General features: G+C 69.7%; 10 protein-coding genes, 1 tRNA gene and 1 pseudogene. All 12 read left to right on the forward strand.

What is annotated here, in order from left to right; all coding sequences use genetic code 11:
- On the forward strand, positions 1 to 345 hold a 345-nt coding region (locus tag K0M70_RS11265; protein ID WP_290781953.1), incomplete at its 5' end, for an FtsX-like permease family protein.
- Positions 338 to 1,042 (forward strand): annotated as a pseudogene (gene lolD, locus K0M70_RS11270) (lipoprotein-releasing ABC transporter ATP-binding protein LolD). The gene K0M70_RS11265 and the pseudogene lolD, both read left to right, overlap by 8 nt.
- Positions 1,043 to 1,045: 3 nt before the next feature.
- Complete coding sequence (locus tag K0M70_RS11275) at positions 1,046 to 3,412, forward strand: DNA internalization-related competence protein ComEC/Rec2 (RefSeq protein WP_290781954.1); 2,367 nt, start codon at positions 1,046 to 1,048, stop codon at positions 3,410 to 3,412.
- A gap of 3 nt (positions 3,413 to 3,415) precedes the next feature.
- The gene (locus K0M70_RS11280) at positions 3,416 to 4,069 is read left to right on the forward strand and encodes a MotA/TolQ/ExbB proton channel family protein (protein WP_290781955.1); all 654 of its coding nucleotides are present in this window, start codon (positions 3,416 to 3,418) and stop codon (positions 4,067 to 4,069) included.
- Positions 4,066 to 4,488 (forward strand): biopolymer transporter ExbD, encoded by a 423-nt coding sequence (locus K0M70_RS11285; RefSeq protein WP_290781956.1) that lies wholly within the window; start codon positions 4,066 to 4,068, stop codon positions 4,486 to 4,488. The genes K0M70_RS11280 and K0M70_RS11285 overlap by 4 nt, the downstream gene beginning before the upstream one ends.
- Complete coding sequence (msbA, locus tag K0M70_RS11290; protein WP_290781957.1) at positions 4,485 to 6,239, forward strand: lipid A export permease/ATP-binding protein MsbA; 1,755 nt, start codon at positions 4,485 to 4,487, stop codon at positions 6,237 to 6,239. The genes K0M70_RS11285 and msbA overlap by 4 nt, the downstream gene beginning before the upstream one ends.
- On the forward strand, positions 6,236 to 7,234 hold the full coding sequence (gene lpxK / locus K0M70_RS11295) for a tetraacyldisaccharide 4'-kinase (protein WP_290781958.1): 999 nt from the start codon (positions 6,236 to 6,238) through the stop codon (positions 7,232 to 7,234). The genes msbA and lpxK overlap by 4 nt, the downstream gene beginning before the upstream one ends.
- On the forward strand, positions 7,221 to 7,994 hold the full coding sequence (gene kdsB / locus K0M70_RS11300) for a 3-deoxy-manno-octulosonate cytidylyltransferase (RefSeq protein WP_290781959.1): 774 nt from the start codon (positions 7,221 to 7,223) through the stop codon (positions 7,992 to 7,994). The genes lpxK and kdsB overlap by 14 nt, the downstream gene beginning before the upstream one ends.
- A gap of 71 nt (positions 7,995 to 8,065) precedes the next feature.
- Positions 8,066 to 9,490 carry a hypothetical protein gene (locus K0M70_RS11305; protein ID WP_290781960.1) on the forward strand — a complete coding sequence of 475 codons (1,425 nt, stop codon included), beginning with the start codon at positions 8,066 to 8,068 and terminating at the stop codon, positions 9,488 to 9,490.
- Entirely contained in the window at positions 9,487 to 11,349 is a 1,863-nt protein-coding gene (gene uvrC, locus K0M70_RS11310) for an excinuclease ABC subunit UvrC (RefSeq protein WP_290781961.1), read from the forward strand. Before K0M70_RS11305 ends, uvrC begins: the two co-directional genes overlap by 4 nt.
- 12 nt (positions 11,350 to 11,361) lie before the next feature.
- The gene (gene pgsA / locus K0M70_RS11315) at positions 11,362 to 11,922 is read left to right on the forward strand and encodes a CDP-diacylglycerol--glycerol-3-phosphate 3-phosphatidyltransferase (protein ID WP_290781962.1); all 561 of its coding nucleotides are present in this window, start codon (positions 11,362 to 11,364) and stop codon (positions 11,920 to 11,922) included.
- Positions 11,923 to 11,978: 56 nt separating this feature from the next.
- Positions 11,979 to 12,054 (forward strand) — tRNA-Gly (locus K0M70_RS11320).
- Positions 12,055 to 12,119: the final 65 nt, after the last annotated feature.

Below are 12,119 nucleotides of genomic sequence, written 5' to 3' on the forward strand. Positions count from 1 at the left end.
ATCGCCATCCTGCGCACGCTGGGGATGTCACCGGGCGGCATCATGCGGGTTTTCGTGGTGCAGGGTTCGGTCATCGGGGTGGTTGGCACCGCCATTGGCGTGGTTGGCGGAGTACTGCTGGCCTCCAACCTGTCGCACGTAGTGCGCGTGATCGAGAAACTGCTGGGGGCCGAATTGATGCCTGCCGACGTCTACTACATCAGCGGCGGCGTGCCGACTGCCGTGCAGGCGTCAGACGTGGCCACCGTGGCGGCCGTTTCGCTGGTGCTGTGCCTGCTGGCCACCCTCTATCCCGCCTGGCGCGCCTCCCGCACCGACCCGGCGACGGCGCTGCGCTATGAATGACTTCTCGAACGACGGCGTGGTGATCCGCTGCGATCGCCTGGGGAAAACCTACCGGGAAGGCGATCTGTGCACGCCCGTATTCGACCAGCTCGACCTGGCGGTGCGCGCAGGTGAAACCGTCTCCATCGTGGGTGCGTCCGGCGCTGGCAAAAGCACGCTGCTGCACCTGCTCGGCGGCCTCGACCAGGCCAGCTCGGGCGACGTTTACGTCGCCGGCCAGCGCATTTCGAGCCTGGGCGAGCGCGCACGCGGCGAGCTGCGCAACAGGGCGCTGGGCTTCATTTACCAGTTCCACCACCTGTTGCCCGAGTTCACCGCGCTCGAGAACGTGATGATGCCGCTGCTGGTGCGAGGCACCGCCGTGGCGGAGGCACGCAAGCCGGCGCTGGCACTGCTTGAACGCGTCGGCCTGGGTCATCGGTTGGGCCACAAGCCCGGCGAACTGTCCGGCGGCGAAGGCCAGCGGGCGGCCGTGGCAGGGGCGCTGGTGACGCGCCCGGCCTGCGTGCTGGGCGACTAGCCCACGGGAAACCTCGACGAGAAAACCGCGGCCTCGGTCTTCGAGCTGCTGCTTGAACTCAACCGCGAGCAGGGCATCGCCCTGGTCATGGTGACCCACGATCGCCGCCTGGCGCGGCGACTGGACAGGACCCTGGAGCTCACCCAGGGACAGCTGCGACCTCTCCAGGAAGACTGAGCCGTGCCGCCAGCGCGGGCGGTCGCGCCGGCGCCTTTCGGGCTGGCCGTGGCGGCGGCGCTGCTGCTGGGCGTGCTGGCGGTGCAGGGTTTGGCGCATCTGCCGCCGTGGCCTGCCGCCCTCGTGCTGGGCTCCGCGGGTGTCTGCCTTTGGCTCCGATGCGGCGCCGCGCGACTTTGCGGCGCTGCCCTGGTCGGCCTCGCGCTGGCATCGCTGCACGGCGGGGCCGCGCTGGCCGTGCAGCTGCCGGCTGAGCGCTCCGGGCTACAGGTTTCGCTGGAAGGCCGCATCCTGGGCCTGCCCGTGGGAGCTGCCGACGCGCTGCGATTCGAGCTTCGCGTCACGGCCGCGCAAGGCGAGGCCGCCACGCTGGTCGGGCGGAAGCTGCGCTTGGGCTGGTACACCCGCCCACCCGACACGCTGCCCGTGATCGAACCGGGCAGCGTCTGGCGCTTCGAGGCGCGGCTGCGAACGCCACGCGGGCTGGTCAACCCCGGCGGCTTCGACTTCGAGCGTCGCGCAGTGGAAAACGCCATCGCCGCCACCGGGTACGTGGTGGAGCCCGACCGGGCGCGCCAACTTCTGCCCGGCAGCGGGCTGGACCATGCCCGCAGCCGTCTGTCGCAGCGGATAGCTTCGGCCCTGCCGCCGTCGCAGGCGCGCTTCGTCATTGCCTTGGCCCTGGGCGACACCCGCAGCCTTTCCGACGACGATTGGCAGGTGCTGCGCGCAACGGGGCTCACCCACCTGATAGCCATCTCGGGCTTCCACGTCGGCCTGGTGGCCGGCTTCGGTGCGCTGCTGGGTCAACTGCTGCATCGGGTGCTGCCTGGCCAACGCCGGGGCTGGCCGCGACCGCAGGTGACGGCCGCCAGCGCACTGGTGTTCGCCTCGGCGTATACCGCGCTGGCCGGCTTCGCGCTGCCCACGGTGCGCACGCTGCTGATGATCGCGGTGGTGCTGCTGGCACGCCTCGCCCGGCGCCCGCAGGGTTTGGCGGAAGCACTGGCGTTCGCGCTGATCGCCGTGCTGCTGGCCGATCCGCTTTCGGTGCTGGCACCGGGCTTCTGGCTGAGCTTCCTGGGCGTGGTCTGGCTGGCCTGGTGCCTGCCCGGCGTGACCGAAGGCAAGGTGCTGGTGCCGTTCGTACAGGCGCAGGGCGTGGCCGTGCTGGGCCTGCTGCCTCTGAGCGTTTGGTTCTTCAGCCAGGCTTCGCTGCCGGGGCCGCTGGTCAACCTGGTCGGCATTCCCTGGATCAGCCTGCTGGTGGTGCCGATGGCGCTGGTAGGCCTGGCCTTGTTACCGATCTCCGACGCGGCGGCAGACGCCTGCTGGCAGGCATCGGGCCAGTTGATGCAGTGGCTGTGGATCGCGCTGGAGCGCATCGCGGCCTGGCCACCGGCGCTGGTCTGGCTGCCCGAACCCAGCCTGGTTTCGGTCGCGCTGGCGATGGCGGCGGCGTTCTGGATGCTGCTGCCGCGCGGCACGCCCGGCAAGCCGCTGGCGGCGCTGCTGATGCTTCCGATGCTGTGGCCGGCCATTGATCGTCCGGCGCACGGTGAATTCGACCTGGTGCTGCTCGATGTCGGGCAGGGGCTTTCACTGCTGGTGCGAACGCGGCACCACGACCTGCTCTACGACGCCGGCGCGGCGGTGCCGCGCGGGCTGGACCTGGGCGAAGCGGTGGTGCTGCCCGCGCTGCGTGCCCATGGCGTGCGCCGGCTGGATGCGCTGGTGCTAAGCCACGGCGACAACGACCACGCCGGCGGCGCCGGGGCAGTAACGCGCGGGATGGCCACGGCGCGGGTGCTGGCGCCTGCCGGCTGGGCGACCAAAGGCATGACGGCGTGCCAAACGGGCCAGGCCTGGACCTGGGACGGCGTGACGTTCTCGTTCCTGCATCCAACACCGCACTTTCCCTACCTGGGCAATCAGAGTTCCTGCGTGCTGCGCGTGCAGGCCAACGGGGCCAGCGCGCTGCTGCCCGGCGACATCGGCCGTCATGTCGAGTCGCGCCTGGCCAAGCTGCCCACGGCTGAAGTGAGGGCCGACGTGCTGCTGGTGCCCCACCACGGCAGCGACACCTCGTCGAGCCTGGATTTCATCGCCGCCGTGCGTCCTTCGCTGGGCCTGGTGGCGATCGGAAACCAGAACCGCTTCGGCCTTCCCAAGGCCATCGTACTGGACCGCTATCAACGCTATCGGGTTGCCCTGCTGGATACGGCGAGTTCGGGCGCCATCCATCTGCGCCTGGGGCCCGGCGGCGTGCAGGTGCGCCAACGCATGCGCCAGGATCGCCGCCGATACTGGCGCGATGCCGGGCCCGGCGCGTCAGGCTATGCTATTGGAAGTCCTGAACCCGATAGGTGAGGCGTGCTGGAACTGATCAAAGCGGGCGGCTGGGTGATGCTGCCGATCCTCGTCCTGGCGGTGTTGGCCCTGGCCATCATCCTGGAACGCTTCTGGACCCTGCGTCGCCGCGAAGTGCTGCCGCCGGGCCTGGGCGAGGAAGTGCGCGAGTGGGCGCGCGGCCGCAACACCCTGGACCCCAAGCACATCGATGTGCTGCGCCGTAACTCCCCGCTGGGCGAACTGCTGGCCGCCGGCCTGGACGTGCGCCACCGCCCGCGCGAGCTCATCAAGGAGCGCATCGAGGACGTAGGTCGCCACGTGGCGCACCGCCTGGAGCGCTTCCTCAATGCCCTGGGCACCATCGCCGCCGTGGGGCCACTGCTGGGCCTGCTGGGCACGGTGTTCGGCATGATCGAAATGTTCCTGGGCATCATGACCACGGGCGTGGGCGACGCCAACCAACTGGCCGGCGGCATCGGCCAGGCGCTGGTGAGCACCGCGGCCGGGCTGTGCCTGGCGATCCCGGCGCTGATGTTCCATCGTTACCTGCGCGGCCGCGTCACCGGGTACGTGGTGGACATGGAACAGCAGGCCACCCAGCTGCTCGATGCGCTGGACGAAGGCGCGGCCGCGCCGCCCGCCAAGCCGGCCCGCGCCAGGAAGGGCGAGGCATGAAGCTCAGTTCGGGACGCGTTCCCGACGAGCCGGAGATCAACCTGGTCTCCCTGATCGACGTGGTCTTTTGCATCATCATTTTCCTGGTGGTGACCACCACCTTCGATCAGCGCTCGGCCCTCAAGCTGGTGCTGCCCACGTCGCAGGCGAACTCCCCGGTGGATACCGGCGAACCCCTGGTGGTGGTGGTGGATGCCGACGGGCGGCTGTTCGTTGGCACCAACGAGGTGCTCAAGCGCGACGTCGGCTCGCTCAAGGACGCCATCGTCCAGATCGCCGGCACCGACCGCAGCCGCCCGGTGGTGGTTCGCGCCGACGCGCGCACGCCGTACCAGTCCGTGATCACGGTGATGGACGCGCTGGGCCAGGTGGGTTTCACCAAGATTTCCATGGCCACCACGCCCGAGGCCAGCCCTTGACCGGGGAAGCCTCGGCCTGGGCGATCTACGGGCGGCTGCTGGGCCGCGCGCGACGCTACTGGCTCTACCTGGGGGCTGCGGCCGTCGGCATGCTGATCGAGGCGGCCTCGGCCGGCGCGTTCACGCTGTTGATGAAGCCGATGGTCAACGACACCTTCGTCGCCCCCGACCCGCAGATGCGCTACGTGCTGCCGCTGGTGATCGTGGGGCTGTTCGTGGTGCGCGGCCTCGCCACGTTCGCCACCGACTACGGCATGTCGCGCGCCGGCCGCAGCGTGGTGCGTGACCTGCGCCAGGACGTGTTGGCGAAATACCTGCGCCTGCCCAGCACGCGCTTCGACCTTGAGCCGATACCGGCCATGGTGTCGCGCCTGAACTACGACACCGAACAGGTCACGCAGGCCAGCAGCGACGCCATCAAGGTGCTGATCACCGACAGCGTGACCATCGTGGTGCTGCTGGGCGTGATGTTCTATTCCAGTCCGCTGGTGACGGTGGTGATGCTGGTGGTGGCGCCGCTGATCGCCCTGGTGTCGGCGGTGGTGGGACGGCGCTATCGCCAGATCAACCGCGGCATCCAGGACGGCGTGGCCAACATGGCCCACGTTGCCGAACAGGCCCTGGCGGCCCAGCAGGAAGTGAAGGTCTACGGCGCGCAGGCGTCCGAGCAGCAGCGCTACGACGCGCTGGTTAATCGCAACCTCAAGCTCAGCGTCAAGGTCGACACCACCCGCGCCGCGGCCTCTTCGATGGTGCAGACACTGGCGGCGGTGGGGCTGGCGGTGATCCTGCTGGTGGCAGGCCAGGAGGCCGCGCAGGGCCGGATGGATGCCGGCAGCTTCGTGTCGCTGCTGACCGCGATGATGGCGATGCTGCCCTCGCTCAAGCGCGTCACCAACGTGCAAAGCCTGATCCAGAAAGGCGTGGCGGCCGCCGATCGCCTGTTCGGCATCCTGGATGAGCCCGACGAACGCGACACCGGCACCACGCCGCTGCTGCGCGCGCGCGGCGAGATCGAATTCCGGGGCGTCAGCGTGCGCTATCCGGGCCAGGACGCGCCCGCGCTGGACAATCTTTCCTTCAGCGCCGCGCCCGGCACCGTCACCGCCATCGTGGGACGTTCAGGCAGCGGCAAATCCACGCTGATTCGCCTGCTGCCGCGTTTCTACGAAGCCAGCGCCGGCAGCGTGCTGCTCGATGGCGTGCCGGTGGACCATTACCGCCTGGCCGACCTGCGCCGCCAGATCGCCATCGTCGGCCAGCGCGTGATGCTGTTCGACGACAGCATCGCCACCAACATCGCCTACGGCCAGCCGCCGGGCACCGACCCGGCGCGCATCCGCGCGGCGGCCGAGGCCGCCAATGCCGCCGAATTCATCGACCGGCTGCCGGGCGGCATGCAGGGGCGCATCGGTGAAAACGGCGGGCTGCTTTCCGGTGGCCAGCGCCAGCGCCTGGCCATCGCCCGCGCGATGCTCAAGGACGCGCCCATCCTGATCCTGGACGAGGCGACCGCCGCGCTCGACACCGAGTCCGAGCGGCTGGTGCAGGACGCGCTCAACCGCCTGATCCCCGACCACACCACGCTGGTCATCGCCCACCGCCTGTCCACGGTCGAGCACGCCGACCAGGTGCTGGTGCTGGACGCCGGCAAGCTGGTGGAGCGGGGCACGCATGCCGAGCTGCTGGCGCGCGGCGGGCTTTATTCACACCTGCACCGCATGCAGTTCCGCGAGCCGGAGGCTGGATGAGAGCGCGCCTGGAGCGCTGGCTGCTGCGCCGCTGGTACGGCGGCGTGGCGCCGGGGCCCGGGCTGAAGCTGGCTGCGCTGCTGTTTGCCGGCCTGGTGGCCGTGCGCGGCTGGCTGTACCGGCGCGGTTTGCTGCGCACCCACCGCCTGCGCGTGCCCGTGATCGTCGTGGGCAACCTGGTGGCCGGCGGCAGCGGCAAGACGCCGCTCACCGTCGCCCTGGCGCGCGGCTTGGAGGCGCAGGGTTGGCGCCCTGGCATCGTCAGCCGGGGCCATGGCCGCCAGTCCCACGATCCGGTGCGGGTATCGACCGGCATGCCGGCCGAGCTGTGCGGCGACGAGCCGCTGCTGATCGCCCGCCAGACCGGCCTGCCGGTATTCGTGGACAGTGACCGAGTGGCGGCCGCCCAGCGGCTGGTGGCCGAGGGCTGCAACCTGATCATCGCCGACGACGGGCTGCAGCACCGCCGGCTGGGCCGTGACATCGAGATCGAAGTGGTGGACGGCGAACGCCGGCACGGCAATGGCCGCCTGATCCCGGCCGGCCCGCTGCGCGAACCGGCCGGCCGGCGCGTGGACCTGCGGGTGGTCAACGGCGGCACCGCAGACGCAGGCGAGTGGCCGATGCGGCTGGTGCTGGGACAGGCCGAGCCGCTGGACGGCGGCCCGGCCCGTCCACTGGCGAGCTTCGCCGGCGCCCCGGTGCATGCCGTTGCCGGTATCGGCAATCCAGGTCGGTTCTTCGCCGCGCTGCGCGACCACGCACTTGCGCCGATTGAGCATGCGTTCCCCGACCACCACGCCTACCGGCCCGATGACTTGCGCCTGTCGCCGCCACATCCGCTGCTGATGACCGAGAAGGATGCGGTGAAATGCGTTGATTTCGCGCTGGTCAGCGCCTACGCCGTGCCGGTGCGGGCCGAACTGCCCGCCGGTTTCTTCGCCCAGCTGCACGAGCGCCTTGCCGAATGGAGTTCCGCGCATGCCGACCCTTGATTTCATCGTTGCCATCCCGGCCCGCTACGGCGCCACGCGCCTGCCCGGCAAGCCCCTGCGTCTGATCGCCGGCACGCCGATGGTGGTGCACGTGGCGCGGCGGGCCCTGGCCGCCGGCGCGCGCCAGGTGGTGGTGGCCACGGACGATGCCCGCATCGCCGAGGCCCTCGCCGGCGAATCGCTGACCCTGTGCATGACCCGCGAAGACCACGCGTCCGGCACCGACCGCCTGGCCGAATGCGCCGACCAGCTGGGCTGGGCCGACGACCAGATCGTGGTCAACCTGCAGGGTGACGAACCCTTCGCACCCCCCGAAGGCATCCGCGCCGTGGCGATGGCCCTGGCCTCTGGCGCGGCCCCGATGGCCACGCTGGCCACGCCGATCCACGACAGCGACACGCTGTTCGACCCTAACGCGGTGAAGATCGTGCGTGACCAGGCCGGGCTGGCGCTGTACTTCAGCCGCGCGCCCATCCCGTGGCAGCGCGACCGCTTCGCCCGCGACCGGCTGGGTGCGGCGGGCGAGGGCGCGCTGCGCCACATCGGCATCTACGCCTATCGCGCCGGGTTCCTGCGCCAGTTTGCCGCGCTGCCGCCGGGTCGGCTCGAACAGCTCGAGGCGCTGGAACAGCTGCGCGTGCTCGAGGCGGGGTACCGCATCGCGGTGGGCCTGACGCCGGTGGATTTCCCGCCGGGCGTGGACACCGAAGCGGACCTGGCCCGCGCACAGGCCCTGGCCCAGGGGCACAGCCTCACCTGACGTCCACGCCTGCCCCTGCCGTCGCGGCTTGGCGGGCAGGCATAATCCCATTCCCCCCGGAGCACGCGCCCATGCCGCAGGCCAACACACCCGCCCCTGAGCTTCCCTCAAGCCTGCAGTGGCTCAACGCCGACCCGCAGACCGTCGCCGGCCAGACGGGTCGCGTGCTCGCGCTGGTTTTCTGGAATGCGTCTTCGGCCTACTGCAGCAACCTGCTGGAGGGACTGCTGCGGCTGCAGCTGCGGTTCCCGGTCGGTCTGTCCATCCTGGCCATCCACCAGCCCAAGTTCGACTCCGAACTGGACGGTCGGCTGGTGCTGAAGGCGGCCAATCGCCTGGGCCTGACTTTTCCGGTCGCCAACGACCGCACCTGGACCACGTGGCAGCACTACGGCATCCAGTCCTGGCCGTCGGTGGCGCTGATTGATACCCGCGGCCGCCTGCGCGAAGTCTTCGCTGGCGACCAGCACCTGGCGGCCCTGGACGCCGCCATCGCCGGGCTCATCGACGAGGTGGGCGGCGCCACGGTGGCGGCGGACGCGCCCCGCCGCACCGGCGCCGAACCCAGGCTGCCGCTGTCCTTCCCTTCGGGCCTGGCGGTGGGCGAAAACCACCTCTACGTTGCCGACACCGGCCACCACCGCATCCTCGAGTGCACCCATTCGGGACGCGTGCTGCGCGAGTTCGGCACGGGCCACGGCGACCTGGTGGATGGCCCGGCCGATACGGCCGCGTTCCGCAGCCCGCGCGGGCTTTGCCTGGTGCGCGAGGCGCTGTTCGTGGCCGACACCGGCAACCATGCGCTGCGCCGGATCCGGCTGCTCGACGGAGCGGTGGACACGGTGGTGGGTTCGGGAACGCCCGGCCCGGTCCGCGAAGGCAGCCAGGAACCCGGCGCCGCGCTGTCGCTCAACCAGCCCTGGGACATCACCTGCGCGCAGGATCGGATTTACATCGCCATGGCCGGCAGCAACCAGGTCTGGGAATTCGACCTGGGCCAGGCGCGCCTGAAGCTGGTGGCCGGCTCGGGCGAACTGGGCATCGCCGACGGCGCGGCGCGCACCGCCATGTTCGCCCATCCTGCCGGCCTGGCCGTGGTGCAGCAAACTCTGTACGTGGCCGATTCGGCCACGTCGGCCATCCGCGCCATCCAGCTGGCCCAGTCCAACGTGCAGACGCTGGTGGGGCAGGGGCTGTACGAATTCGGCGAACAGGACGGCCAGCGCCGCGACGCCCGCATGCAGCTGCCGATGGCGCTGGCGCTGGACCCGACGTCGCCGGTGCTGTGGGTGGCCGACTGCTACAACGGCAGCCTGCGCAAGCTTCGGCTGGGCGGCGGCGAGATGAGTACGCACGTGCTTCCGCAGCCGCTGGTGCAACCCAGCGCACTGGCTGCCGGTGCCGGCTCGCTCTGGATCGCCAACACCGGCGCCCATGAAGTGCTGCGCTATGACCTGGACAGCGGCAAGCTGGGCCGGCTGCCGATCGGCGAATGAGCCCCGAACAGCCACCCAATCCCGGGCCGCCCGGCTTTGACGGCAAGGCCTTCGTCCGCGACCTGACGCCCGCACCGGGCGTTTACCGCATGCTCGGGGCCGACGGCGGCGTGCTTTACGTGGGCAAGGCGCTTTCGCTGAAAAAGCGCGTGGGCAGCTATTTCCTGAAGGACCTGCCGTCGCGTCGCATCGCCCTGATGGTGGCGCAGATCGCCGCCATCGAAGTCACGGTGACGCGCACTGAAAGTGAAGCGCTGATCCTCGAGAACCAGCTGATCAAGTCGCTGCGTCCGCGCTACAACGTGCTGCTGCGCGACGACAAGAGCTACCCGCACCTGCTGCTCACCGACGAAACCTGGCCGCGGCTTGGCTTCCACCGCGGCCCGCGATCGGTGCCGGGACGCTACTTCGGGCCTTACCCCAGCACGGGCGCCGTGCGCGAGACGCTGGACCTGATGTTCAAGCTGTTCCAGCTGCGCAGCTGCGCCGACAGCGTGTTCCGCAACCGCAGCCGTCCCTGCCTGCAGCATCAGATCGGCCGCTGCAGCGCGCCCTGCGTCGGGCTGGTGGCCACGCGCGACTACGACGCCACGGTGCGCCGCGCGGCGCTGTTCCTGGAAGGCCGCCGCGGCGAGCTGGTGGACGAACTGGGCAAGGCCATGGAAGAGGCCAGCAAGCGCCTGCAGTTCGAACAGGCGGCCCAGCTGCGCGACCAGATCGCCGGCGTGCGCAAGATCCAGGCGCGCCAGTACGTGGAAGGCGAACAGGTGGAAATGGACGTGCTGGCCTGCGAGATGGAGCAGGGCATGGCCTGCGTGCTGCTGATGGCCTTCCGCAACGGCCTCAACCAGGGCACGCGCAGCTTCTTCCCCAAGCCCAACGGCGCCGAGACCGTGGAGGAAGTGCTGGCGGCTTTCGTCACGCAGTACTACCTCGAACAGCGGCCGCCGCGCGAAATCGTGCTCAGCCACGTGATCGCCGACATCAACCTGCTGCAGGACGTGTTCAGTGCGCAGGCGGGCCGCAAGGTCGAGATCAAGCCGGTGGTCCGCGGCGAGCGCGCCCGCTATCTGGAAATCGCCCGCCAGAACGCCGCACTGGCGCTGGCCACCGAGATCGGCAGCAGCGCCAGCCAGCGCGCGCGGCTGGTGTCGCTGCAGGAAATGCTGGAACTGTCCGAGCTGCCCAAGCGCATCGAGTGCTTCGACATCAGCCACACCATGGGCGAAGCCACCGTGGCCTCGTGCGTGGTGTTCGACGGCGAGGGCGCGGTGCGCGGCCAGTACCGCCGCTTCAACATCAGCGGCATCGAGCCGGGCGACGACTACGCGGCCATGCACCAGGCGCTGCAGCGGCGCTTCAAGCGCGGCGTGGAGGACGGCATCTTGCCCGACCTGCTGTTGATCGACGGCGGCCCTGGCCAGCTGGCGCAGGCCAGGGCCGTGCTGGACGAACTGGGCGTGCAGGGCGTGGCCATGGTGGGCGTGGCCAAGGGCGCCGCACGGCGCGCCGGCCACGAGACCCTGGTGCTGGCCGACGGCCGTGAACTTCGTCCGGGCGCCGCGTCGCCGGGCCTGCAGCTGGTGCAGCAGGTGCGCGACGAGGCGCATCGGTTCGCCATCACCGGCCACCGCGGCAAGCGCCAGAAGACCCGCGAGACCAGCCGCCTGCAGGATATTCCCGGCATCGGACCGCGCCGGCGCGCCAGTTTGCTCAAGCATTTCGGCGGGCTGGCGGGGCTCAAATCAGCCGGCGCCGAGGAAATCGCCCGCGCCGAGGGCGTCAATGCGGCGCTGGCGCAGCGTATTTATGCCGCGCTGCATGGACTTGAGCCACAATCCCCCCAGACCGATGCCTGAGCACCGAACACCGTGACCTTGACCATTCCCACCATGCTGACCCTGTTCCGGATCCTGCTGATCCCGGTGCTGGTGGTGGTTTTCTACCTGCCTTTCGCCTGGACGAACGTGGCTGCGGCGGCGATCTTCATCGTCGGCGCGCTTACCGACTGGCTGGACGGCTGGATTGCGCGCCGCTACGGCATGTTCTCGGCCTTTGGCGCCTTCCTCGACCCGGTGGCCGACAAACTGTCGGTGACGTTCGCGCTGCTGTTGGTGGTGGAGCGCTACGACACGCCGTGGATGGCGCTGCTGAGCGCGGTGATCATCGGCCGGGAGATCACCATTTCGGCGCTGCGCGAATGGATGGCGCAGATGGGCGCCCACGGGCTGGTGAAAGTGGCCAACCTGGGCAAGATCAAGACCATTGTGCAAATGGTGGCCATCAGCTGCCTTCTGTACCAGGAAAGCCTGCTGGGCCTGCCGATCTTCCGGATCGGTGAATGGCTGCTGGCCATCGCCGCCGCGCTGACCCTGTGGTCGGGCTTCGATTACCTGCACGCGGCCTGGCCGACGATGCGCAAGAAAGGCTGAATTCGAAAAAGGGTGTTGACACCCCCGGGGGGCTTCCCCCAAAATATGCGTCTACTGCGGGAATAGCTCAGTTGGTAGAGCACGACCTTGCCAAGGTCGGGGTCGCGAGTTCGAGTCTCGTTTCCCGCTCCAGTTTCAACAAAACCCCGCTTGCCGGGGTTTTGTTTTTTAAGGCGGTGGCAACCGCCGCGGGACGC

The organism is Arenimonas sp. (genome assembly GCF_019459675.1).
Classification (GTDB): domain Bacteria; phylum Pseudomonadota; class Gammaproteobacteria; order Xanthomonadales; family Xanthomonadaceae; genus Arenimonas.